Source organism: Devosia sp. A16, assembly GCF_001402915.1.
Classification (GTDB): domain Bacteria; phylum Pseudomonadota; class Alphaproteobacteria; order Rhizobiales; family Devosiaceae; genus Devosia_A.
Window position 1 is genome coordinate 4,655,454 of the sequence record NZ_CP012945.1, and the last position, 22,188, is coordinate 4,677,641.

Below are 22,188 nucleotides of genomic sequence, written 5' to 3' on the forward strand. Positions count from 1 at the left end.
CGCCCCCCCAACAGGCATATCCTCCCCCTCAGCAACCCAAGCGAGGTGGCGAGATGCCGGGTGGGGTGGTGTTGGGACTAGTGGTGCTGCTGGGCTTTGTGGCCTGGGGCGGCGTGTTGTTCTGGCGCGGACGCGTCATCGATCGGAAAGCCGTGCACGAAGGCCGGCACGAGACGCGCGCCGAACGGCGACGGCTGCATCACAAAAGCTAAAGCAGCTTCTCGATCGCCGGAGCGATGTCCGCCGGCTCGGTGGTCGATGCGAACCGCTGCACCTGCGTACCGCTGCGGTCGACCAGGAACTTGGTGAAGTTCCACGGGATCAATTGCACCCCGAGCAGGCCGGGGGCCTTGCGGCGCAGCCACTGGTAGAGCGGCAGCGCCCCGCGTCCATTGACCAGCACTTTGCCGAAGATCGGGAAGGTGACGTTGTAGTTGAGGTCGCAGAACGCTGCGATCTCGGCTTCTGTGCCTGGCTCCTGCTCGCCGAACTGGTTGCAGGGAAAGCCGAGGATGACGAGGCCACGATCCTTGTAGGTCTCGTAGAGCTTTTCGAGCCCGGCATATTGCGGGGTGAAACCGCATTTGCTGGCGACATTGACCACCAGCACGACCTTGTCGCGATAGTCGGCGAGCGATTGCGGCTTGCCGCCGAGCAGCGGGGCGGAAAAATCATAAAGTGTGGTCAAGGCAATAGCTCCGGCCAGGGCAACATCCCTGCCCTCGCGTCATAGCTGCACCATGCCGCGCGGCTTTTCAAGCAACAGCCGTGTAACCATCAGGCCGGCGGTACCTGGCACATGATGGCCAGCAGCCGGTCCTCGTTGTCGGCGAAGAAGGCCATCCATTCCTCCGTGCCGTCGGCGTGGCGGTGAATCATGTGCGGCGCCGCCTTGAACGCCGCGCCGCGCTGCTGCAATTCGAGATGCGCAGCATGGATGTCCGGAACGCGGAAATAGATGACGTACTCGTCGGCGCCTGCTCTCTCGCCCGCGCTCAGCATCAGCCGGGTGCCGCCACAATCGAAGAAGGCGAGATTGCCGAACGTGTAGAGATGCGGCAGCTGCAGCACATCGCGATACCAGGCTTCGGCCGCCGCAATGTCGCGGACCGAACGAGCCAGCTGTCCGATCGTGCCCCAGCGAACCTCGTTGCCTGCCGAAGCCTTTGCCAGCTCGGACATGTCGTCTCCCCTCTGCTGTCGCTGTCCCAGGGCGCTTGCCAGCGGCACACCGGTCCACTGCCGCAGCGCGCGGCGATCGGCGAGGCCGAGTTTGCCCAGGATATTGCCGACGTGGAACTTCACTGCGTCGCTGCTGATGCCGAGCCGTTGCGAGATCGTCCGGTCGGTGCCGCCATGGCGAATGGCATTGGCGACCCGCCATTCGGCGGGCGTCAGGCTGTCGGCATAGCGCGGGCGGCCGCGTGATCTCGTCAGGCTCATGCCGGCAAGTTAGCGCAGAGCGGGACGAATTTCCCTACCCCTCACTGTTCTCAGGCTTAAGCAGATGTGCCTCGATGCGCCGGGTTTCGAGGGCATCCTGCGCTTTGTCGCGTTGCCGCTCGGCCTTGCTGCGCCCGAACCTGATCCGGTTCTCCGCTGCGGCCTGTTCCTTGGCGACCCGGGCCTTGGCCTTGCGAGCCTTCGAGAGGGAGAGGATTTCGGCCAAGAACGACACTCCGATTGCACCGCTATTGTGCAGCGGCCGGCATCCGGGTCAACAGCGCGATGAGCGCATCGAGCATGGCCTCGATCCGGTGCGCCATTGGATCGTCCATCGCTGCGGCGAGCGCCACCATGGTGACGAGGCCGATGCCGGCCATGTGAGCGGCCACCGCCAGCCGGCGTGGATCTTCGCCGCCGGTGAAATTCGGATCGGCCGCGAGCCGCTCCGCCAGCGCACCATACATCGATGACGTTGCGGCGTGGATCGGGGCGAGCAGCTCCACCACTCCCGGCGCCGCGGCGCGCTCATCGAACTGCGGCGCCAGATAGAGCATACGGAAGCGTCCGAGATCCTTGAGATGGTGCGTCACGAGGGCCCGCACGAAACGCTCCATCGCGTCGGCGCCGGTCGTCGCCGGCCCGAGGGCTGCGATCAGGATGTCGGCTTCGATCCTGAGTTCGGGTAGCGAGAAATCGCGGATCAGTTCCCACTTATTGGGATACCAGTAGATAATCGCTTGCTTGGAAACCCCCAAGGCACCCGCCAGCGCCTGGAACGTCAGGGCCGCGGTGCCGTGCTCGGCGACGATCCGACGCGCGTGTTCGACAATCGATTCCCGGGTGACCCGGCTGCGCCCCGCCATCTTGATCCCTTGACAACTTACCATTGGTAAGTATGGTAACTTACCAATGGTAAGCAAGTGGTGTCGCGATGCCGAAACTCACCGTGTCTACCTTCTCGCCTGACTGGGGGCTGCCAACCTCGGGGCCGTTTGCCCTGAAACTGCTCAAATGGCTGGACCTCGCCAACATCCCCTACGACCACGTGTTCGAGGACGTTCCCTCGAAGGGGCCGAAGGGCAAGAGCCCATGGATCGAATTTGACGGCGAACGGATCGGCGACAGCGAGGTGATCATCGAGTTGCTGGCGCGGCGCAGCGGTTTCAACATCGACGCGGGCCTCACCGAGGAGCAGCGCGCCCTCTCCCACACGCTTCGACGCATGCTCGAGGAGCACTTCCATATGTTGCTCGAGTGGGAGCTGTTCGTTCACCCGGCAGGCATCGAGGCGGTCCGCGGCATGGCGGCACGCGTGGCGCCGGGCATTGTTGCCGCGCCGGTTGCCGCGATGATCTGTCGTCACTTCCGCACCCAGTTGACCGCGCGCGGCATTGCCCGCCATGACGCTGCGACGATCGCAGCCAAGGGCAAGGCGGACCTGGACGCCATCGAGGCAATTCTTGGCGACAAGCCATTCCTCGTGGCCAGCCATCCCTCAATGGCCGACCTGTCGGCCTATGGACTGCTCGGACCGATGGCGGCGTGGCCGATGCCGACACCAGTCGCCGACAGCATCAAGAGCCGACCCGGCCTTCTGGCTTACCTGCAGCGGGTAGCAGAGGCGAAGGCAGAAGCGCGCGTCGCGGCTTAAGCCGTCGGGCGCGGCAGTGTCAGATAGATGCTGTCACACCACTCGTCGCCGATCAGAAAGGTGCGCTCCGCACGGCCGGTTTCGACGAAGCCGAGCTTGGTGAGCAATCCGATCGACGCGGCATTGCGCGGATCCACATCGGCGGTGAGTTCGCTGACCTGCGGGCGGGCAAAGCAATGCGCGGTGAACGCCGACATTGCTTCGTAGCCGATGCCTTGGCCCCATGTCCGGGGGTGGAAGATGAACCCGACTTCGGGAAACTTCCAAACCCCGAGACGCCCGATCACCTGCCCATCCTGCTCGACCATGAACAGGTCGCGGTCGGGCGCCTCGACCAGCATGTCGGCGATGAACCGGGCTGTGACGTCGCGGTTCTCATGCGGCAATGACGACCAGTACCGCATGGCGCGCGGGTCGGACATGATCGCATAAATGGCGTCGACATCGTCCGGACGCGCCCGGCGCAGGAGCAACCGCGCCGTGCGGATCTGCATCAGACCAGCCGGCTCTGCTCCTTGGCCGCTTCGATGAAGCTGGCAAAGAGCGGGTGCGGCTCGAACGGCTTGGACTTCAGCTCCGGATGGAACTGCACGCCGATGAACCACGGGTGGTCGGTGCGCTCGACGATCTCGGGCAGCTTGCCGTCCGGCGAAACGCCGGAGAACAGCAGGCCGTTGGCCTCGAGCACCTTGCGGTAGTTCATGTTCACTTCGTAGCGGTGACGATGCCGCTCGGTGATGCGGGTCGAGCCGTAGATGTCGGCCACGCGGGAGCCTTTGGCGAGTTGCGCCGGATAGGACCCGAGGCGCATCGTGCCGCCCAGGTCGCCCTCGACCGAGCGCGTCTCCTTCTCGTTGCCCTTGGTCCACTCGGTCATGATGCCGACGATCGGCTCCTTGGTCGGGCCGAACTCGGTGGAATTGGCATTCTTGATGCCGGCGGTGTTCCGCGCCGCCTCGATGCACGCCATCTGCATGCCGAAGCAGATACCGAAATACGGCACGTCCTTGAGCCGCGCGAAGCGGGCCGCCTGGATCTTGCCGGCCGAACCGCGCTCGCCGAAGCCGCCCGGCACCAGGATGCCGTGGATGTGCTCGAGATAGGGCGCCGGATCCTCGTGCTCGAAGATCTCCGAGTCGATCCAGTTGAGGTTGACCTTTACCCGGTTGGCGATGCCGCCATGCACCAGCGCTTCGCTGAGCGACTTATAGGCGTCCTTGAGCCCGGTATACTTGCCCACGATGGCGATGTTGACCTCGCCCTCGGGGTTGTGGAGGCGCGACGACACATCCTCCCATGCCTTGAGATCCGGCTCGGGCGCGTCCTCGATGCCGAAGGCGGCGAGCACTTCGCGGTCGAGCCCTTCCTTGTGATAGGCGAGCGGCACGTCGTAGATCGAAGCGACGTCGAGGCCCTGGATCACGGCGCTTTCGCGCACGTTGCAGAACAACGCCAGCTTCTTGCGTTCCGAGTGGGGGATCGGGCGGTCGCAGCGGACCAGCAGGATGTCGGGCGAGATGCCGATGGAGCGCAGCGTTGCCACCGAGTGCTGCGTCGGCTTGGTCTTCAGCTCACCCGCCGACGGGATGAACGGCATCAGCGTCAGGTGCATGTAGATGGCGTGGCCGCGCGGCAGATCGTTGCCGAACTGGCGGATCGCCTCGAAGAACGGCAGCCCCTCGATGTCGCCGACAGTGCCGCCGACTTCCACCAGCACGAAATCGAAATCCTCGTTACCCTCGCGGACAAAGTCCTTGATGGCGTCGGTGACGTGCGGGATCACCTGCACGGTGGCGCCGAGGTAGTCGCCGCGGCGTTCCTTGGCGATGATGTCGGAATAGATGCGACCCGTGGTGATGTTGTCGCGCTTGTTGGCGTGGCGGCCGGTGAAGCGCTCGTAGTGGCCGAGATCGAGGTCGGTCTCCGCCCCATCGTCGGTGACGAACACCTCGCCATGCTGGGTGGGCGACATGGTGCCCGGATCGACGTTGAGATAGGGGTCGAGCTTGCGGAGGCGGACCTTGTAACCACGCGCCTGCAGCACCGCGCCGAGCGCCGCGGATGCAAGGCCTTTGCCCAAGGAGGAAACCACGCCACCGGTGATGAAAACGTACCGAGCCATGGGCCTTTATCCTATTTGGTCGAAGTTCTGATTCTCAAGAGCGCCGCCGATCACGAACGGCACCCCACACAAAAAAAGAAGAAGGGGATGTTGCCATCCCCTTCCCCGGTTCGCTGTCGCGGCGGCCTCAGTTGGCGGGCGCCGCTGGCTGTTCTGTCGTCGTCGGCGTCGCCGGAGCTTCCGTAACGGGCGCCGTTTGCGCCGGCACCGGCAGGTCGGACGCTGGAGCGGGAGCCTCAGTAGTCGTCGACGGAGTTGTGGTCGTCGATGGCGTCGCAGGCGCGGCCGGCACCGGCAGATCACCGGAGCTCTGCTGCTGCAGCTGCTGCAGGGCGTCGAGCACCGTCGTCGGCGCCGCTTCGCCGCCCTGGGCGGCGCGGTCGAGGATCGAGCTCGTGCCCCGGTCGACCGAAGAGAGGACTGTCAGCGCGATGGCCGATGCAAAAAACAGCGCGGCGAGGATCGCCGTGGTGCGGGTGAGGAGGTTGGCCGAGCCGCGTACCGAGATCAGGCCGTTGGCGTTCGAGCTACCCATGCCCAGCCCGCCGCCCTCGGACCGCTGCAGCAGGATCACTGCAATGAGCGCGAGTACGATCAGGAGATAGGCGACGATCAGGACGTTGGCCATTGGACCTTCAGGCTTTCGATATCGGTTTGGCGCGCCTTCTACACGCGCGCCAACACAAATGCCAGCGCCATCCGCCGCCTTTGTGGTGGCGCCGGATGCCTCTACTAGACCGCCGAGATAATGGCGTGGAAGTCGTTTGCCAAGAGGCTTGCGCCGCCGACCAGTCCACCATTGACGTTGCCGATGCGCAGAATCTCGCTGGCGTTGGATGGCTTCATCGAGCCGCCATAGAGAATCCGGGTACTCGAACCGCGCGCGCCGAAGCGGCCCTCGAGCTGCCCCCGGATCGCATCGTGCATTTCGACAATGTCGGCCGCGGTCGGCGTCCTGCCGGTGCCGATGGCCCATACCGGCTCATAGGCGATGACGACCTCGTGACCCGACCAGTCATCGGGCACAGAGCGTTCGAGCTGCCCGATGACGATGCTGACAGCATTGCCGGCATCGCGCTCGGCTTCCGTTTCGCCGACGCAGATGATCGGCACCAGCCCGGCGGCGTGCGCCGCCACCGCCTTCTGCTGCACCAGGGCATCGGTCTCACCATGGTTGGTGCGGCGCTCCGAATGGCCGACGATCACGTACTGGGCCCCGGCATCGGCCAGCATCTGCGCGCTGATATCGCCGGTATGGGCGCCGCTGGTTGCCGTGTGGCAGTCCTGCCCGCCGCTGACGATGCCGGCCGGTGCGGCCAGTTCGTTGAGCCGTTCGAGCAGCGTTGCCGGCGGGCAGATCACCACAGTGCAGCGCGGGCCACCTCCGGCAGCCAGCAGGCCTGCCAGCTTCTGCACCTCGCCCAATGCGGCAGTGGTGCCGTTCATCTTCCAGTTGCCCGCGATCAGCGGCGTGATCTCTGCCGTCACCTCGACACTCCTTCTACTTGCCTATTGTGGTAGTTTGCCATAACCCCCGTCCCGATGTGCCTTGCGGCACAAACTCGACCCTGTCTAGTATCCGCCGCCCGCCGGGGAGGCGGCTGTTGTTGGATTTGTCTCGATGCTCGATAGCTTTCGTCACCTGACCAAGACCTGGTTCGGCAAGATTCTCGGCGCTTTTCTGATTGTCGGCCTGGCAGGGTTCGGCATCTCGAACGTCATCACCGGGTTCGGCACGAACACCGTGGCGACCGTCGCCGGCCAGGATATCTCGGTGCGGGACTATCAGCGCGGTTATGACAGCCAGGTGAGCGCCATCTCGCGGCAGATTGGTCGCGTGCCGACGGCGGAGGAGGCCGTGACCTTCGGCGTGCCTGGCATGGTGCTGGATCGGCTGGCCGGTGAAGCGGCAGTCAACAAGCTCGGCGAAGACCTTGGTCTCGGCGTTTCCGAGGACCGGCTCGGCAAGATGCTGCGCGAGGACCCGAGCTTTTCGAGCGCTCTCGGTTCGTTCGACCGCAACAACTTCCTGCGCGTCCTGCAGCAGAACGGATATACCGAGGCTGAGTATTTCGACCTCCAGACCAAGGCGGCACGCCGCCAGCAACTGGTGAGCGGCTTGTTGGCAGGTGCGCCGGCATCGGCGACGGCCACCGAACTGCTGGCCCGCTTCTCGGGGGACACGCGCACCGTCGATTACTTCGTGGTGAACGCCCAGGGCCTGCCGCCGGTTGCGGAGCCGACCGAAGAAGAGCTCGCCACCTACCTCAAGGACAACCAGGCGCAGTTCCGCACCAAGGCCACCCGCACCGTCGAACTCCTGGCCTTGTCACCCGAGGCGCTGGCCGCCACCAAGACCGTTACCGACGAGCAGATCGCCGCCGAGTACGAGCGCACCAAGGACAGCCGGGTGAAGATCGAACGGCGTAACGTCAAGCAGGTGGTGCTCAGCACGCCGGAACTCGAAAAGGCCTTCACCGACGGCAAGGCCGCCGGCACGCCGTTCTCCGATGTGCTCGCGGCGAGCGGGGCCACCGCACAGGATCTGGGCAACCTCGCCAAGACCGAGATCACCGACAGCAGCCTCGCCGACGCGGCGTTCGGGCTGGCGCTCAACGATTATGTCATCATCGAGGGGATCGGCTCGAAGCGGGCCGTCACTGTCTCCGCAATCGAGCCGGGCGGCGTGACCAGCCTGGAGGACGCCAAAGCCGAGATCGCCAAGCAACTGGCGGTCACCCAGGCGCGCAACGAGTATACCGACGTGCTCGACCAGATCGAGGAACTGCGCGCGGCCTTCAAGCCGCTGCCCGAGATTGCCGAGCGCTTCGGGCTGCACACCGTGACCATTCCGTTGACCGAGAACGGCGCTGAGCTCGCCAACGATCCCGATATCGGCGCGGAAGACGCGCAGCGCATCGCCACTGCGGTGTTCCGGGCGGAACAGGGCAACCTCGCCCCGACCATTCAGTTGAGCTCGACCCGCAACGTCTGGTTCGACCTCAAGCAGGTCGACGAGGCGCGCGACCAGACCCTCGATGAGGTCCGCAACGCCGTGGTCACCGCCTGGACCAATGCCAAGACCGAAGAGGCGGTGAGCGCCGAGGTCACCAAGCTGCTGGACCAGTTGAAGTCGGGAACGCCCTTCGCCGACGTCGCCAGCAGCGTCGGCCAGTTTCCGATCCTCAGCCAGCCGCTGAAGCGCTCGGGCGACGGCACTACGGTGCTGAACCAGACGGTCGCCAACGAAATCTTCAACGGCGGGCCGACGCATTTCGGTTCGGCGGTGAATGGCGACGGCGACCATGTGGTGTTCCAGGTGGCCGAAGTGAACGCCGGCACCGTCGACCAGACCGCCGACATCAAGAAGTATGTCGAGGAAACGGCGCGTGACGCGCTCTACAGCGATCTGCTGGCCGGCCTGAAGAGCCAGGCCGGTATGCGGATCAACGAGCAGGTCCTCAGGCAACTCACTGACACCGGCGCGGTGCGATGAGCTCCGACGACCAGTACGGGGCCTTCGCGGCCGGATACGAAGCCGGCCGCGCCCAAATCGTCTTCCGGCGGGTCGTTGCCGATCTCGAGACGCCGATCGGCGCCTACCTGAAGCTGTCCGAGGGTCGCAAGAACACCTTCCTGCTCGAAAGCGTGCAGGACGGCGCTACTGTCGGCCGCTACTCGATGATCGGGTTCGACCCCGACATCATCCTTAAGGTCGAGAAGGGCCAGGCGAGCATCAATCGCAATGCCGGCTTGACCCCCGACGCCTTCACCCCGGTCAGCGAGCCGCCGCTCGACGTGCTTCGCGCCCTTGTGGCCGAGAGCCAGGCCGAAGTGCCGCCGGGCCTGCCCTCGACCGCGGCGGGCATCTACGGCTATCTCGGCTACGACATGGTGCGCCTGATGGAGGTGCTGCCCGACCGCCACGAGGACCCGCTGGGCTTTCCCGAGGCGATCCTGATGCGGCCGACCGTGCTCGCCGTGTTCGATACGCTCAAGGACGAGCTCTACCTCACGGCGCCGGTCTACATTCGCCCCGGCGTCAGCGCCAGGCAGGCCTGGGAAGGCGCGCAGAGCCGCATCGACGATGCGGTCGGTCGCATGGCCCGCACCCTGCCCTATACCGCGACGCCGCCCGACATCGACGCCATTGCGGTCAGATCCAACACCAGCGTCGAGCAATACGCCCGCATGGTCGAGGACGCCAAGGAGTACATCCGCGCCGGTGATATCTTCCAGGTGGTGCTGAGCCAGCGCTTCGAAGCGGATTTCACCCTGCCCCCGACGGCGCTCTATCGCGCCCTGCGCCGTACCAACCCCTCGCCCTACATGTACATGCTGGATTTCGGCGATTTCGCCGTGGCGGGTTCGAGCCCGGAAATCCTGGTCAAGGTGCAGGATGGCAAGGTCAACATCCGCCCCATCGCCGGCACTCGCAAGCGCGGCGCCACGCCGACCCGCGACAAGGAACTGGCGGATGAACTGCTGAGCGATCCCAAGGAACTGGCCGAGCACCTGATGCTGCTCGACCTCGGCCGCAACGACGTCGGCCGGGTCGCCAAGATCGGTAGCGTCGAGGTTACCGACAAGTTCTTCCTCGAATACTATTCGCACGTCATGCACATCGTCTCGAACGTCGTGGGCGACCTCGACCCGAAGTACGATTTCGTCGACGCACTGGCGGCTGGTTTCCCCGCCGGCACCGTGTCGGGGGCGCCCAAGGTGCGGGCGATGGAGATCATCGACGAGCTGGAAAAATCCCGGCGCGGCATCTATGGCGGCTGTGTCGGCTATTTCGGCGCCGACGGGACGATGGACACCTGCATCGTACTGCGCACCGCGATCGTCTCCAAAGGCAAGATTTATGTGCAGTCGGGCGCCGGCATCGTCGCCGACAGCAAGGCCGAACTGGAGCAGCTCGAGTGCGAGAACAAGGCCCGCGCCCTGTTCAGCGCCGCCGAAGAAGCGCTCCGCTATGCCGGCGAGGCGCGGGTCGGACAATGATCACTCTACGATGGCGAGGGCAGCTCTGATTCTGAGATTTCCGCTTTCGCGGGAATGACCCGGTGTTTTACATACCTCCGAGCCTGGAACCTGAGACATGCGCCTCCTCGTCATCGATAATTACGACAGCTTCACCTATAACCTCGTCCACTTCCTGGGCGAGCTTGGCAGCGAGTCCGAAGTGTGGCGCAATGACAAGATCACCCTCGACCAGGTGGCGGAGATCGCCCCGGAGGCGATCGTGCTGTCGCCTGGTCCGGCAACCCCCGATACCGCTGGCATCTGCCTCGGCCTGATCGATCGCTTCGCGCCGACGACGCCGATCCTCGGCGTGTGCCTCGGTCACCAGGCGCTCGGCCAGGCCATGGGCGGCGAAGTGATCCGCGCCCCGCACCTGATGCATGGCAAGACATCGAAGATCAATCACACCGGCAAAGGCCTGTTCCGTGGCCTCAATGCCGGCTTCGAGGCAACCCGCTACCATTCGCTGATCGTGCGGCCGGAGAGCCTGCCCGATGCGCTGGAGGTTACTGCCTCCACCGATGACGGGCTGATCATGGGCATGCAGCATCGGCGTTACCCGAGCCATGGCGTGCAGTTTCACCCCGAGAGCATCGCGTCGGAAAACGGCCACGCGATCCTGCAGAACTTCCTCAACCTCGCCCGCGACTTCAACCTCAGGAAGGCCGCGTGATGGACATCAAGGCAGCTCTCAACAAGATCGCCTCGCGCCAGGATCTGACCGGCGAGGAAATGCGATCGGTGATGACCACGATCATGGACGGCGAAGCGACGCCGAGCCAGATCGGCGCCTTCCTGATGGGCATGCGGGTGAAGGGTGAGACAGTGGGCGAGATCGCCGCCGCGGTCTCCATCCTGCGCGCCAAGATGGTGCCGGTGACGGTCGATGCGCCCGACAGCGTCGTCGACATCGTCGGCACCGGCGGCGACGGGGCGGAAACCCTCAACATCTCGACCGCCACCTCTATCGTCGCGGCGGCAGCGGGCATTCCGGTGGCCAAGCATGGCAACCGCGCGCTGAGCTCGAAATCCGGCGCTTCCGATGTGCTGCAGGCACTGGGCATCAAGATCGATATCGGGCCGGACAAGATCAGCCAGTGCATTCGCGAGGCCGGTATCGGCTTCATGTTCGCGCCGGCGCACCACCCGGCGATGAAACATGTCGGCCCCGCCCGCATGGAGATGGGCACCCGCACGATGTTCAACCTCCTGGGGCCGCAGTCGAACCCGGCGGGAGCGCGCCGTTACATGCTGGGCGTCTACGACAAGAAATGGGTCGAACCGGTCGCCGCGGCGCTGCTGGCCAACCGGGCCATCTCGGCCTGGGTGGTGCACGGCGCCGACGGGCTCGACGAACTCTCGACCACCGGGCCGAGCTTCGTTGCCTCGATCAAAGGCGGCGACCTGCGCAGTTTCGAGATCACCCCGGAAGATGCCGGCCTGCCGCGCGCCAAAATGGCTGACCTCAAGGGCGCCGACCCCGCCTACAATGCGTCGCGGCTGCGCGGCCTGCTGGATGGCGTGAAGGACCCCTATCGCGACGTCGTGCTGCTCAATGCAGCTGCCGCCTTCATCGTCGCCGGCCGCGCCGACACGCTGAAGCTCGGCGCCGAACTCGCCGCTCGCGAGATCGACTCCGGCCGCGCCAAACTGACGCTCGACAAACTCATCTCCGTATCGAACAGCTGACCCATGTCCGACATCCTTTCCCAGATCGAAGTCTACAAGCGCGAGGAAATCGCCGCGGCGAAAACCCTCCGGCCGTGGAACGAGGTGGTTGCCGAAGCCCATGACGCACCGCCGGTGCGGCGGTTCCTGTCGGCTCTGAAGAAAAAGCGGGCGGACAACCAGTTCGCTCTGATCGCCGAGGTCAAGAAGGCGAGCCCGTCCAAGGGGCTGATCCGTCCCGATTTCAACCCGGCCGAGATTGCCCGGGCCTACGAGCTGGGCGGCGCCGCCTGTCTTTCCGTGCTTACCGATCGGCCGAGCTTCCAGGGTGCAGCCGGCTATCTGATCGAAGCGCGCAACGCCACCAAGCTGCCGGTGCTGCGCAAGGACTTCCTGTTCGAGACCTATCAGGTCGCCGAGAGCCGTGCCTGGGGCGCCGACTGCATCCTGGTCATCCTCGCCGCGGTCAATGACGACACGGCGCGCTACCTGCTCGACGCCGCCGAGGAATGGCGGATGGATGCGCTGGTGGAGGTGCACGACCAGATCGAGCTCGACCGAGCGCTGGGGCTGAATGCCGAATTCATCGGCATCAATAACCGCAACCTTCGCACCTTCGAGACCACCCTCAACACCTCGCTGACCCTCGCCGGCGGCGTGCCGCAGGGGGTGCATCTGGTGTCCGAGAGCGGCGTCAACACCCATGCCGACCTCCAGAAGCTCGAGCATGCCGGCATCGGCACCTTCCTCGTCGGCGAGAGCCTGATGCGCCAGGACGACGTTACCGCCGCGACCATCAAGCTGCTGCACGGCTGATGGCGCTCACCCACCTCAACCAGCGGGGGGAAGCGCATATCGTCGATATCGGCGACAAGGCCACGACGCGCCGGCGCGCGGTGGCCACGGCGCGGCTCGAAGCCAAGCCGGAGACGGTGGCGCTGATCCTCGGCGGCGAGCTGAAGAAGGGCGACGCGCTGGCCGTGGCCCGCATCGCCGGCATCATGGCGGCCAAGAAAACCGCCGAGCTGATCCCGCTCTGCCACCCGATCCCGCTCACCAGCGTAACCGTCGAGATAGAAGCGGACGGCCCTGCCCTGCTGGTGACGGCGACGGCCGAGACGACGGCGCAGACCGGCGTCGAGATGGAGGCGATGACCGCGGCCTCGGTCGCGGCGCTGACGCTCTACGACATGGCCAAGTCGCATGATCGCGCCATGCGGGTGACCGCCATCCAGCTCGAAGAAAAGTCGGGCGGCAAGTCGGGCGATTTCCACCGATGATGCCGGTCGACGAAGCCATCGAGCGGGTCTTCCGCAAGCTTCCACGACTCGGCAGCGAGACGGTGCCGCTCTCTGGCGCGCATCGCCGGGTGTTGGCCCAGCCCTTGGTGGCGCGCCACAGTCAGCCGCCATTCGATGCCAGCGCCATGGACGGTTATGCCGTGCGCGCCGCTGAGGTGATTCCCGGCCGGCCGCTGAAGCTGGCGGGTACGTCGCAGGCCGGCGCGCGCTTCGTCGGCATGATGGAGCATGGCCAATGCGTCCGCATCTTCACCGGCGCGCCACTGCCGATCGGCGCCGATGCGGTGATCATGCAGGAAGAAGCGACGGCCAAGGGCAATCAGATCAGTTTCGAGAAGGTGCCCCCGGTCGGCCAGAGCGTCCGCAAAGCCGGTTTCGATTTTCGACGCGGCGCAGAATTGCTGCCGGCCGGCGTGGCGCTTACTCCGGCGATGCTCAACCTCGCGGCCTCGGCCAATCATCCTGCCCTGACCGTGACGCGCCGGCCGACGATCGCCGTGCTGGCGACCGGCGACGAGCTGGTGCCGCCCGGCACGCCGCTCGGCCCCGACCAGATCATCGCTTCCAACAGCTACGGCCTGATCCCTCTCCTCTCGCCCTGGGCCGAGCAGGTGATCGACCTGGGCATCGTCGCCGACGACAAGGATAGGCTCGAGGCCGCTCTGCTGGCGGCCTTCGACCAGGGCGTCGACATGCTGGTCACCACTGGCGGCGCCAGCGTCGGCGAGCGCGACTATGTGCAGGAGGTGCTGCGCGACCTCGGCGTCGAGGTGGATTTCTGGAAGCTCAGGATGCGGCCCGGCAAGCCCTTGATGTTCGGCACGCGCGGCAAGACGCTGGTGTTCGGCCTGCCGGGCAACCCGGTCTCGGCGCTGGTGACCGCGACGGTGATTCTGAAACCGGCGCTGAGGGCCATGACCGGACATATCGATCCGTTCTGGCCGCGCATTGGCGTACCCACCCTGCTCGGCCTGCCGCCGAACGGCCCACGCCGCCATTTCATGCGGGCGACTCTCAGCCGCAACGATATCGGCTTCATGCAGGTCGAGCCGATCTTCGAGACCGACTCGAGCCACTCGACCTCGTTGGCGCTGGCCGATGCCCTTATCGTGGTGCCGGAGGATTCGCCCGGGGTGCCGCCGGGCGAGATCGTCGACGTGATCCCCCTCAGCTGGGGCTAGCTCAAGGCTCCGCCTCAGGGCTGGCACGTGTTGCCCCCCACCCCTGTCCCCTCCCCGCAAGGGGGAGGGAGACCCTCACACTGACATCGCGGTTCCGTCGTCTCCCTCCCCGTTGCGGGAGGGATCAAGCGTGGGGGTCGGCGAGCGTCAACGTGGCAATGGTAGCCGAACTAGTGCCCGGTCTTCCGCTCCAGCACCGACTTGAGCACGATGGTGATCACTGCCAGCAGTGCCAGGGTCGAGGCAGCGGCAAAGGCGCCGGTGACGTTGAAATCGTTGAACAGCAGTTCGATCTGCAGCGGCAACGTGTTGGTCTGACCCCGGATGGCACCGGAAACCACCGACACCGCGCCGAACTCGCCGATGACGCGGGCATTGCACAACACCGCGCCATAAAGCAGCGCCCAGCGGATATTGGGCAGGGTCACGTGCCAGAAGATCTGCCGGCCGTTGGCGCCCAGCGACAGCGCCGCCTCTTCGTCTTCGCCGCCCTGCTGCTGCATTAGCGGGATCAGTTCGCGCGCCACGAATGGCGAGGTGACGAAGAGCGAGACGAGGAAGATCGCCCACACCGTGAACATCAGCTTGAGGTCGAACTCAGCCAGCAAGGGGCCGAGCAGCCCCTGCCCGCCATAGAGGAAAAGATAGATCACGCCGGCGACGATCGGGCTCACCGAGAACGGGATCTCGATGAAGGTGATCAGCAGACGCTTGCCGCGAAACTCGTAGCGGGTCACCAGCCAGGCTGCGGCAATGCCGAATCCGACATTGATCGGCACCACGACGATCGCCGCCAGCACCGTGAGGAAGATGGCGTGCAGAGTCTCGGGCTCGACGATGTTGGCAAGATAGACGCCTACGCCCTCGCGGAACCCCGTGACGACGATCAGCACCAGCGGCACCAGCAGCACCACGCCGGCCATCAGATAGGCGAGACCGATGAGCCCCCACGCCACCGCCGATTGCGGGTGGCGCGGGTCGGCCGGCAGTGACGCGTCAGCGGGATTTATCTGCATAGCGAAGCTGCCAGGCCTGAAGCAGGTTGGTGAGGAACAGCGTGACGAACGCCGTGACGAGCAGCACGGTCGCGAGCGCCGCGGCGGCCGGATAGTTGTGCTCGTCGAGCCGGATGAAGATCAGCAGCGAGACGATCTCGGTCATCCCCGGCAGATTGCCGGCGATGAACACCACCGCGCCGAACTCGCCGATGGCCCGGGCGAAGCACAGCACCACGCCGGTGGTGAACGCCGGCAGGATCAGTGGCAGGATCACCCTCGAGAACACCTGCAGCGGCTTTGCGCCGAGCAGCCGCGCCGCCTCCTGTACGTCCTCGGGAATGTCCTCCAGCACCGGCTGTACGGTGCGGACCACGAAAGGCAGCGAGGTGAACGCCATGGCGACGATGATACCGAGCTGGGCGTGGGTGACGGTGATCCCCAGCGGCACCAGGATCTGCCCATACCAGCCGGCCGGACCGAACAGCGTCACCAGGGCCAGCCCGGCAACAGCCGTCGGCAGAGCGAACGGCAGGTCGACCAGCCCGTCGATTATCCGTTTGCCCGGGAACTCGTAGCGCACCAGCACCCAGGCCAGCAGCAGGCCGAAAAAGCCGTTGAACACAGCAGCGGCGGCAGCGGACGAGAACGTGATCCAGTAAGCCGAGACGGCGCGCGGCGATGAGACGATGCGCCAGAACTCCGGCCAGCCGAGGCTGAAGGTCTTGAGCAGCATCGCCGCGAGCGGCAACGCCACGATCAGCACGAGGTAGAGCGTAGTGATGCCGAAGGTGAGGCCGAAGCCCGGCAACAGATGCCTGCGCCTGGGTCTCGCCGCTCGTTTCGGACGCGCTGCAATTGCGACGGCGCGGGGGGTATCCCGCGCCGTTTCGAGGATGCTCAATGGTCCGGGCCCTACTGGTTCAGGAAGACCTTGTCGAGCAGGCCGCCCTCGGCAAAGTGGTCGGCCTTGATCTTGTCCCAACCACCGAACACGTCCTCGACGGTCACGAGGCGAACCTCGGGGAACTGTCCCTTGTACTTCTCCACGGCCGCGGCCTCATGCACGCGGTGAAAGAACGAGCCGGCAATGTCCTGCCCCTCGGGCGAGTAGAGGTAGTTGAGATAGGCCGTGGCAATGTCGCGGGTGCCGCGCTTGTCCACCACCTTGTCAACCACAGCGACCGGGAACTCGGCCAGGAGACTCACCGACGGGATCACCGCGTCATACTGGTCTTCACCGAGTTGCTTGATGGTGCCCAGCACTTCGGCCTCGAAGGTGATCAGCACGTCGCCGATCTTGTTCTCGACGAACGTGGTGGTGGCAGCACGACCGCCGGTCTCGAACACCGGAACGTTGGCGAACACCTTCTTGAGGTACTCCTCGATCTTGGCCTCGTCCCCGGCAAACGCCTCGGTCGCCCAGGCGCGCGCCGCGAGGTAGGTGTAGCGGCCATTGCCGGAAGTCTTGGGGTTCGGGAAGATGATCTTGACGTCGTCGCGGGCGAGGTCGGCCCAGTCCTTGATGCCCTTGGGATTGCCCTCGCGCACGAGGAACGCCGGCAGCGAGTAGAAGGGCGACGCGTTGTTCTCGAACTTCGTCTTCCAGTCGGCGGCAACGAACTCGCCCTTGGCGAGCGTGTCGACGTCGATCACCTGGTTGAAGGTGACGACGTCGGCTTCGAGCCCTTCGAGGATCAGGCCGGCCTGCTTGGACGAGCCGGCATGCGACTGGTTGACCTTCACGTCCGTCCCGGCCGAAGCCTTGTAGGAGGGTACGAACTTGGCGTTCACCGCGTCGAACAGCTCGCGCGAAATGTCGTAGGAGACGTTGAGGATCTCGGTGGTCTGCGCCAGTACCGGCGCGGTTCCCAACACAATGGCGGCAACGGCCGCAGTGAAAAGCTTGTTCATTATGCCCCAGCGGAAAAATCGGAGTGAACCGAGGATTCGGTGAGGCGACAAACACCAGGGACGAGGCCGGGGTCAAAGCCTAGTGCGTTGATCTGGAGGACTTATTCCCCACTGGCGAGGCAAAGAGCATCGTGTTGCGCTGGACTGGGCGCCAGCGCAACGTCATTTCCGACCGGCTGCGGCGTCAGCGGCTGATGGCGTGGTACTGCCGGGGGTCGATGCCGAGCGTACGCAGGTCGCGGGCATTGGGCGTGCGGCTCTCATGCGTCGCCGCGGCGGCGGCATTGGCGGCGCCGAACATGTTGAACAGATCGCGGAACAGGCTGGGCTTGCGGGTCATCTGAAGGTCCTTTCGTCCCCTTCAAGATGGGAAGGCTTGCCTGCCTCCGGCAGTAGGGCCGACGGCAGGCAAGCCATGCGCCTGTTGCAGGCTTCGTTATCCTCCCCCGCGTGGCGGGGGAGGGGGACCAGCGAAGCTGGTGTAGGGGGAAGCCAGACTCACGGCGACTCTTCTCGCCCCCTCCACCACCCTTCGGGTGGTCCCCCTCCCCCGCCACGCGGGGGAGGATCACGGAGAGGCCAGTGATCGTCCAATTCGCTCAGTCGTTATCCGCCGCGACCGCCGCCAGCACTTCGCCCTTGCCGCGGGCCCTGAGGATCAGCGGCACGATCAGCGCCAGCGCGGCAAGCGCCAGCAGCGTCGCCGAGATCGGCGAGGTGAACAGCACCAGCACGTCGCCCTGCGAGATGGCCAGCGCCCGCCGCAACTGCTGCTCGGCCATCGGGCCGAGGATCAGCCCCACCACCACCGGTGCGATCGGGAAGTGGAACAGCCGCAAGCCATAGCCGAGCAGGCCGAACGCCAGCAGCATGCCCAGCTCGAACACCGACGGGTTGGCGCCGATGGTGCCGAGCGTCGCGAACAGCAGGATGCCCGCATAGAGCCAGGGCTTGGGGATGGTCAGCAGCTTCACCCACAGCCCGATCAGCGGCAGGTTGAGCACGATCAACATCAGGTTGGCGATCAACAGGCTCGCGATCAAACCCCAGACCAGCTGCGGGTTCGAAGTAAACAGCAGCGGCCCCGGTTGCAGGCCATATTGCTGGAAGCCAGCCAGCATGATCGCCGCAGTGGCCGACGTCGGCAGGCCCAACGTCAACAGGGGCACCAGCGTGCCGGCCGCCGACGCATTATTGGCGGCCTCCGGTCCGGCCACGCCTTCGATGGCGCCGTTGCCGAATTCCTCGGGGTGCTTGGAGAGCTTCTTTTCCGCGGCGTAGGAGAAGAACGTGCCGATCTCGGCGCCGCCGGCCGGCATCGCCCCGATCGGAAAGCCGATCACCGTGCCGCGCAGCCACGGCTTCCATGACCGGGCCCAGTCCTTGGCGCTCATCCACAGCGAACCACGCACCGGCTCCACGGTCTCGGGCGCACGTTTGCCCTGAGCCGCGACGAACAGTGTTTCGCCGATGGCGAACATGGCGACCGCCAGCGTCGTCACCTCGACCCCGTCGAGGAGGTCCGGAATGCCGAAGCTCAACCGCGCCTGGCCGGTCTGCAGGTCAATGCCGATGATCCCCAGGGTCAGGCCGATGAACAGCGAGGTCAGCCCACGCAAGGCGGAATCGCCGAATGCCGCCGAGACGGTGACGAAGGCCAGCACCATCAGCGCAAAATACTCGCGTGGCCCGAAAGCCAGCGCGAACTTCACCACCCAGGGAGCGAGAAAGGCCAGCGCGACGGTGGCAATGAGCCCCGCCACGAACGAGCCGATCGCTGCGGTGGCAAGCGCCGGACCGCCCCTGCCCGCCTTGGCCATCTTGTTGCCTTCGAGCGCCGTGACGATCGAAGCGCTTTCGCCGGGGGTGTTGAGCAGGATCGAGGTGGTCGAGCCGCCATACATGCCGCCGTAATAGATGCCGGCGAACATGATCAGCGAGCCCGCCGGATCGAGCTTGTAGGTGACCGGCAGCAGCAGCGCGACGGTCGTGGCCGGACCGATGCCGGGAAGCACGCCGACGGCGGTACCCAGCGTCACCCCGACCAGCGCGTACAAGAGGTTGATCGGCTGGATGGCAACCGAAAGCCCCTGCAGCAGCAGAGCAAAAGTATCCATCAGTTGGCGCTCCCCGGAGCAGCCTTGAACGGCGCGGTGATGAGGTCGAAGCCCTGGACCAGCAGGTGCTCGGGCGGACCCGCGGGCAGCGTCAGCTGCAGCAGGCGGGCGAACACGAACCAGACCACGGCCGAGATGAGGATGCCGCTCAGCAGCGCCAGGGGTAGCGAAACCTTGCCCATGCCACGTGCGGCCATGGCGAACAGGATGCCCGTCGCGATCGAGAAGCCGGCATACTTGATCAGCGCCATCTGCGCGATCAGCCCGCCGACGATCCACAGCACTGGCGGCAGATCCTGCTGCTCGCGCTCGGGGAAATCGTGCCGATAGGCGGCGATGACCGTCCATACGGCGAGACCGGCGAGGCAGATCGCGATCACATAGGGAATGGTTTGCGGCCCGATCCGCGCATAGGCGCCGCCGGCGCCCAGCCGCGAGGCATCCCACGCGACCAGCAGCGCGAGAGCCATCAGACCCGCAGCGATGACCAGCGCCGCCCAGTCGGGGCGGCGCTGCTTGTTTGCCTGAGCCATGGGCTCGATCATTGCACGAGACCGACGTCCTTGAGAATTGCCTCGGTAGAGGCGATCTCGGTGGCCAACTGGGTCTTGAACTCTTCGCCGGGCAGGTAGGTGTTGTTCCAGCCCTTGGTCTCGAGCGTCTTCTGCCACGATGCCGAGTTCACCATCTTCTCGATGTCGGCGCCGATGGCGGCGGTCTGTTCGGCGCTGAGACCCGGGCCGGCCCACACGCCACGCCAGTTCTGCACCACGAGGTCGACGCCGCCTTCCTTGAACGTTGGCCCGTTGATGATCGCCACCTTTTCCGGTGCCGAGACGCCGATCACGCGCAGCGCCCCGGCTTCGACCTGCGACTGGAACTCGCCATAGCCGGAAATGCCCACCGTCACCTGGCTGCCGAGCACGGCCGCCAGCGCTTCACCACCGCCCGAGAAGGCGACATAGTTCACCGCCTTGGGGTCGACCCCGACGGTCTTGGCGAACAGGCCGGCCGTGATGTGATCGGTGCCACCGGCCGAGCCGCCGGCCCACGACACCGAGCCGGGGTCGGCCTTCAGCTTGGCGACGAGGCCGGCGAGGTCCTGGATGTCAGAAGCGGTGGGCACGACGATCACTTCATACTCGCCCGTCAGCCGGGCAATCGGTGTCACGGCATCGAGGGTTACCGGCGCCTTGTTGGTGAGGATGGCGCCGACCATCACATAGCCACCGACGATCAGCTTGGACGGATCGCCATTGGCTTCCTGCACGAACTGGGCAAGGCCGATGGTGCCGCCCGCGCCCGGCACATTGGTAACCTGGACGTTGCCGGAAATGCCTTCGGCGGTGAGCGCTCCCTGCATCGAGCGGGCAGTCTGGTCCCAGCCGCCGCCGGGCGCCGCCGGAGCCATGATCGAGTAGTCAGCGGCGGAAGCGGCGGCGGGTAGCGCCAGGGCGCCCGCCAGCAGGGCAGTCGCGACGAGATGCTTCATTGTTTGTCCTCCATTTGCGGCCGGAGCACTGCCGGCCGTCATTATTCAAACCTGGGTGGAATGCCCCGCGATGAAACATCACGAGTGGCCGCAAGGTTGCGGCACGCGGATCAAGACTGCGGGGTCCTCCCAGACTCCTCGGCCGGGCGCCGTTGCGCCTCGTCCACTCTCGACCAGAGCACAGCAACCTGTCGTGAACCTGTCGTCGCTCCCCCCGCCTCAAGGGAAGGGCACGCGGACTTCAGCCTATCCTGGCTACTGGATGCTCAGCGCGTCGTTCCATCGGCGGATCAGCCGCGCCCGCTTCACCTGGTCGAGATAGACCATCAACCCCGGACTGACCGGTACGGGCCGGAGTTGGTTGCCGAGTGCCTGCTGCATGGCGTTGGCGGTGTTGTCGCCGGTGACGCTGGGGTTGAGCGCCGCGATCTGCAACTGCTGCGCCATGATCGTCTGCCCCTCGGCCGACATGAAGAACGCCAGGTAACGGCGCCCGAGGTCGGGGTTGGCGGAAGCCTTAGGCACGAGCCCGATACGGGACGTGACGATGGTGTAGTCGGCCGGCAGGACGATGCCGAGATCCGGGTTCCGCGCTGCGGCCTCTGCCGCATAGGAGCCGAGGATGTTATAGCCGAAGACGAACCGGCCGTCGGCCACGCGATCGACGATCGCCGAGGTGGTCGAGTAGAGCTTTACCCCCGCCGCGCCCATGGCGCCCACCAGGGTCCACAGGTCCGCGTATTGTTCCTGGTCCCGCGAAAAGAACATGAAGCCCACGCCGGAGCGCTCGATGTCGTAGGTCCCGATCCGCCCATGGATCGCGTCGGCATTGGCCTCGAGGTAGTGGATCAGTTCGGCTCGCGTCGATGGAGGCTTGGAACCGGCAAAGCTCGGCTTGTGGTAGATGAACACCGCTGGCTCGTAGGTCAGCGCATATGCGGTGTCGCGCCAGTTGGCCCAGCGTGGCCAGTTCGCCGACAGCGGCACCTCGCTCTGCTGGGCGTAGCCGTCGTTCGCCAGTTTCACCTGCAGGTCCATCGATGAAGAGAAGGCGAAGTCGGCGGTGACTCCACCGGCGTCGGTTTCGGCGACGACACGATCGTAGATGTCGACGGTCTGCAGGTCTTCGTAGGCCACGGCGATATCGGGATTGGCGGCTTGGAACGCGGCAATCATCGGGCGCGCCAGCGGCTCGTCGAGCGAGGAATAAACCGTCACCGTCCGCGCATCTGCCGCCCCGTCGAGCGCGGGAAACAGCTTCATCCCCTGAGCGAGG

At 65.5% G+C, this 22,188-nt stretch carries 25 protein-coding genes; 9 read left to right on the forward strand and 16 right to left on the reverse strand.

Annotated features, from left to right (window positions below):
- Positions 1-53 precede the first annotated feature (53 nt).
- Entirely contained in the window at positions 54-212 is a 159-nt protein-coding gene (locus APS40_RS25085; RefSeq protein WP_156343044.1) for a hypothetical protein, read from the forward strand.
- Here APS40_RS25085 and APS40_RS22450 read toward each other — a convergent pair.
- The 4 genes from APS40_RS22450 to APS40_RS22465 all read right to left on the reverse strand — a co-directional run bounded on the left by APS40_RS22450 (position 209) and on the right by APS40_RS22465 (position 2,309).
- Entirely contained in the window at positions 209-688 is a 480-nt protein-coding gene (locus tag APS40_RS22450) for a glutathione peroxidase (protein ID WP_055049162.1), read from the reverse strand. The genes APS40_RS25085 and APS40_RS22450 overlap by 4 nt on opposite strands.
- Before the next feature lie 89 nt (positions 689-777).
- Positions 778-1,443 carry a LuxR C-terminal-related transcriptional regulator gene (locus APS40_RS22455; protein ID WP_055049163.1) on the reverse strand — a complete coding sequence of 222 codons (666 nt, stop codon included), beginning with the start codon at positions 1,441-1,443 and terminating at the stop codon, positions 778-780.
- 34 nt (positions 1,444-1,477) lie between these two features.
- A complete protein-coding gene (locus APS40_RS22460; protein ID WP_055049164.1) occupies positions 1,478-1,669 on the reverse strand; it encodes a DUF4169 family protein in 192 nt (63 codons plus the stop codon).
- A gap of 22 nt (positions 1,670-1,691) precedes the next feature.
- Positions 1,692-2,309, reverse strand: a complete 618-nt coding sequence (locus APS40_RS22465) for a TetR/AcrR family transcriptional regulator (RefSeq protein WP_055049165.1) — start codon at positions 2,307-2,309, stop codon at positions 1,692-1,694.
- A 68-nt stretch (positions 2,310-2,377) separates the two neighbouring features.
- On the opposite strand from APS40_RS22465, the gene APS40_RS22470 reads away from it, so the two are divergent.
- Positions 2,378-3,097, forward strand: coding sequence for a glutathione S-transferase family protein (locus APS40_RS22470; RefSeq protein WP_055049166.1), 720 nt, complete (start codon positions 2,378-2,380; stop codon positions 3,095-3,097).
- On the opposite strand, the gene APS40_RS22475 is transcribed toward APS40_RS22470, so the two are convergent.
- The 4 genes from APS40_RS22475 to tpiA all read right to left on the reverse strand — a co-directional run bounded on the left by APS40_RS22475 (position 3,094) and on the right by tpiA (position 6,707).
- Positions 3,094-3,591, reverse strand: a complete 498-nt coding sequence (locus tag APS40_RS22475; protein WP_055049167.1) for a GNAT family N-acetyltransferase — start codon at positions 3,589-3,591, stop codon at positions 3,094-3,096. The two genes, APS40_RS22470 and APS40_RS22475, sit on opposite strands and share 4 nt — an antisense overlap.
- Positions 3,591-5,219, reverse strand: a complete 1,629-nt coding sequence (locus APS40_RS22480) for a CTP synthase (protein ID WP_055049168.1) — start codon at positions 5,217-5,219, stop codon at positions 3,591-3,593. The genes APS40_RS22475 and APS40_RS22480 overlap by 1 nt, the downstream gene beginning before the upstream one ends.
- 127 nt (positions 5,220-5,346) lie before the next feature.
- On the reverse strand, positions 5,347-5,847 hold the full coding sequence (gene secG / locus APS40_RS22485; RefSeq protein ID WP_055049169.1) for a preprotein translocase subunit SecG: 501 nt from the start codon (positions 5,845-5,847) through the stop codon (positions 5,347-5,349).
- A gap of 104 nt (positions 5,848-5,951) precedes the next feature.
- Positions 5,952-6,707 carry a triose-phosphate isomerase gene (tpiA, locus tag APS40_RS22490; RefSeq protein WP_082434605.1) on the reverse strand — a complete coding sequence of 252 codons (756 nt, stop codon included), beginning with the start codon at positions 6,705-6,707 and terminating at the stop codon, positions 5,952-5,954.
- Positions 6,708-6,840: 133 nt separating this feature from the next.
- On the opposite strand from tpiA, the gene APS40_RS22495 reads away from it, so the two are divergent.
- The 7 genes from APS40_RS22495 to APS40_RS22525 all read left to right on the forward strand — a co-directional run bounded on the left by APS40_RS22495 (position 6,841) and on the right by APS40_RS22525 (position 14,394).
- The gene (locus APS40_RS22495) at positions 6,841-8,715 is read left to right on the forward strand and encodes a peptidylprolyl isomerase (protein WP_055049170.1); all 1,875 of its coding nucleotides are present in this window, start codon (positions 6,841-6,843) and stop codon (positions 8,713-8,715) included.
- Positions 8,712-10,223 (forward strand): anthranilate synthase component I, encoded by a 1,512-nt coding sequence (gene trpE, locus APS40_RS22500; protein WP_055049171.1) that lies wholly within the window; start codon positions 8,712-8,714, stop codon positions 10,221-10,223. The genes APS40_RS22495 and trpE overlap by 4 nt, the downstream gene beginning before the upstream one ends.
- A gap of 97 nt (positions 10,224-10,320) precedes the next feature.
- On the forward strand, positions 10,321-10,917 hold the full coding sequence (locus tag APS40_RS22505) for an anthranilate synthase component II (RefSeq protein ID WP_055049172.1): 597 nt from the start codon (positions 10,321-10,323) through the stop codon (positions 10,915-10,917).
- Positions 10,914-11,933, forward strand: coding sequence for an anthranilate phosphoribosyltransferase (gene trpD / locus APS40_RS22510; protein ID WP_055049173.1), 1,020 nt, complete (start codon positions 10,914-10,916; stop codon positions 11,931-11,933). Before APS40_RS22505 ends, trpD begins: the two co-directional genes overlap by 4 nt.
- Before the next feature lie 3 nt (positions 11,934-11,936).
- Positions 11,937-12,728: an indole-3-glycerol phosphate synthase TrpC gene (trpC, locus tag APS40_RS22515; protein WP_055049174.1), complete on the forward strand. Its 792-nt coding sequence runs from the start codon at positions 11,937-11,939 to the stop codon at positions 12,726-12,728.
- Complete coding sequence (moaC, locus tag APS40_RS22520) at positions 12,728-13,192, forward strand: cyclic pyranopterin monophosphate synthase MoaC (RefSeq protein ID WP_055049175.1); 465 nt, start codon at positions 12,728-12,730, stop codon at positions 13,190-13,192. The genes trpC and moaC overlap by 1 nt, the downstream gene beginning before the upstream one ends.
- On the forward strand, positions 13,189-14,394 hold the full coding sequence (locus APS40_RS22525; protein WP_055049176.1) for a molybdopterin molybdotransferase MoeA: 1,206 nt from the start codon (positions 13,189-13,191) through the stop codon (positions 14,392-14,394). Before moaC ends, APS40_RS22525 begins: the two co-directional genes overlap by 4 nt.
- Before the next feature lie 170 nt (positions 14,395-14,564).
- Here APS40_RS22525 and cysW read toward each other — a convergent pair whose 3' ends face one another.
- The 8 genes from cysW to APS40_RS22560 form a co-directional block, all read right to left on the reverse strand.
- Positions 14,565-15,410 (reverse strand): sulfate ABC transporter permease subunit CysW, encoded by an 846-nt coding sequence (cysW, locus tag APS40_RS22530; RefSeq protein WP_055049177.1) that lies wholly within the window; start codon positions 15,408-15,410, stop codon positions 14,565-14,567.
- Complete coding sequence (gene cysT, locus APS40_RS22535) at positions 15,391-16,248, reverse strand: sulfate ABC transporter permease subunit CysT (protein ID WP_055049785.1); 858 nt, start codon at positions 16,246-16,248, stop codon at positions 15,391-15,393. Before cysT ends, cysW begins: the two co-directional genes overlap by 20 nt.
- A gap of 56 nt (positions 16,249-16,304) precedes the next feature.
- A complete protein-coding gene (gene cysP, locus APS40_RS22540; RefSeq protein ID WP_055049178.1) occupies positions 16,305-17,303 on the reverse strand; it encodes a thiosulfate ABC transporter substrate-binding protein CysP in 999 nt (332 codons plus the stop codon).
- A gap of 184 nt (positions 17,304-17,487) precedes the next feature.
- Entirely contained in the window at positions 17,488-17,643 is a 156-nt protein-coding gene (locus tag APS40_RS25245) for a hypothetical protein (protein ID WP_197279387.1), read from the reverse strand.
- Between the two features lie 259 nt (positions 17,644-17,902).
- Positions 17,903-19,420 (reverse strand): tripartite tricarboxylate transporter permease, encoded by a 1,518-nt coding sequence (locus APS40_RS22545; protein ID WP_055049179.1) that lies wholly within the window; start codon positions 19,418-19,420, stop codon positions 17,903-17,905.
- Entirely contained in the window at positions 19,420-19,953 is a 534-nt protein-coding gene (locus tag APS40_RS22550; RefSeq protein WP_055049786.1) for a tripartite tricarboxylate transporter TctB family protein, read from the reverse strand. Before APS40_RS22550 ends, APS40_RS22545 begins: the two co-directional genes overlap by 1 nt.
- Positions 19,954-19,961: 8 nt before the next feature.
- On the reverse strand, positions 19,962-20,912 hold the full coding sequence (locus APS40_RS22555) for a Bug family tripartite tricarboxylate transporter substrate binding protein (protein WP_055049180.1): 951 nt from the start codon (positions 20,910-20,912) through the stop codon (positions 19,962-19,964).
- A gap of 255 nt (positions 20,913-21,167) precedes the next feature.
- Positions 21,168-22,175: an ABC transporter substrate-binding protein gene (locus APS40_RS22560; RefSeq protein WP_442855879.1), complete on the reverse strand. Its 1,008-nt coding sequence runs from the start codon at positions 22,173-22,175 to the stop codon at positions 21,168-21,170.
- Positions 22,176-22,188 lie beyond the last annotated feature (13 nt).

What these genes read in the sequence shown, in the direction of transcription:
- APS40_RS25085 (WP_156343044.1), top strand. Translation starts at nt 54, where the DNA reads ATGCCGGGTGGGGTGGTGTTGGGACTAGTGGTGCTGCTGGGCTTTGTG.
- APS40_RS22455 (WP_055049163.1), bottom strand. Translation starts at nt 1,443, where the DNA reads ATGAGCCTGACGAGATCACGCGGCCGCCCGCGCTATGCCGACAGCCTG.
- APS40_RS22465 (WP_055049165.1), bottom strand. Translation starts at nt 2,309, where the DNA reads ATGGCGGGGCGCAGCCGGGTCACCCGGGAATCGATTGTCGAACACGCG.
- APS40_RS22470 (WP_055049166.1), top strand. Translation starts at nt 2,378, where the DNA reads ATGCCGAAACTCACCGTGTCTACCTTCTCGCCTGACTGGGGGCTGCCA.
- APS40_RS22475 (WP_055049167.1), bottom strand. Translation starts at nt 3,591, where the DNA reads ATGCAGATCCGCACGGCGCGGTTGCTCCTGCGCCGGGCGCGTCCGGAC.
- APS40_RS22480 (WP_055049168.1), bottom strand. Translation starts at nt 5,219, where the DNA reads ATGGCTCGGTACGTTTTCATCACCGGTGGCGTGGTTTCCTCCTTGGGC.
- secG (WP_055049169.1), bottom strand. Translation starts at nt 5,847, where the DNA reads ATGGCCAACGTCCTGATCGTCGCCTATCTCCTGATCGTACTCGCGCTC.
- APS40_RS22495 (WP_055049170.1), top strand. Translation starts at nt 6,841, where the DNA reads ATGCTCGATAGCTTTCGTCACCTGACCAAGACCTGGTTCGGCAAGATT.
- trpE (WP_055049171.1), top strand. Translation starts at nt 8,712, where the DNA reads ATGAGCTCCGACGACCAGTACGGGGCCTTCGCGGCCGGATACGAAGCC.
- APS40_RS22505 (WP_055049172.1), top strand. Translation starts at nt 10,321, where the DNA reads ATGCGCCTCCTCGTCATCGATAATTACGACAGCTTCACCTATAACCTC.
- trpC (WP_055049174.1), top strand. Translation starts at nt 11,937, where the DNA reads ATGTCCGACATCCTTTCCCAGATCGAAGTCTACAAGCGCGAGGAAATC.
- moaC (WP_055049175.1), top strand. Translation starts at nt 12,728, where the DNA reads ATGGCGCTCACCCACCTCAACCAGCGGGGGGAAGCGCATATCGTCGAT.
- APS40_RS22525 (WP_055049176.1), top strand. Translation starts at nt 13,189, where the DNA reads ATGATGCCGGTCGACGAAGCCATCGAGCGGGTCTTCCGCAAGCTTCCA.
- cysW (WP_055049177.1), bottom strand. Translation starts at nt 15,410, where the DNA reads ATGCAGATAAATCCCGCTGACGCGTCACTGCCGGCCGACCCGCGCCAC.
- cysP (WP_055049178.1), bottom strand. Translation starts at nt 17,303, where the DNA reads ATGAACAAGCTTTTCACTGCGGCCGTTGCCGCCATTGTGTTGGGAACC.
- APS40_RS25245 (WP_197279387.1), bottom strand. Translation starts at nt 17,643, where the DNA reads ATGACCCGCAAGCCCAGCCTGTTCCGCGATCTGTTCAACATGTTCGGC.
- APS40_RS22545 (WP_055049179.1), bottom strand. Translation starts at nt 19,420, where the DNA reads ATGGATACTTTTGCTCTGCTGCTGCAGGGGCTTTCGGTTGCCATCCAG.
- APS40_RS22550 (WP_055049786.1), bottom strand. Translation starts at nt 19,953, where the DNA reads ATGGCTCAGGCAAACAAGCAGCGCCGCCCCGACTGGGCGGCGCTGGTC.
- APS40_RS22555 (WP_055049180.1), bottom strand. Translation starts at nt 20,912, where the DNA reads ATGAAGCATCTCGTCGCGACTGCCCTGCTGGCGGGCGCCCTGGCGCTA.
- APS40_RS22560 (WP_442855879.1), bottom strand. Translation starts at nt 22,175, where the DNA reads ATGAAGCTGTTTCCCGCGCTCGACGGGGCGGCAGATGCGCGGACGGTG.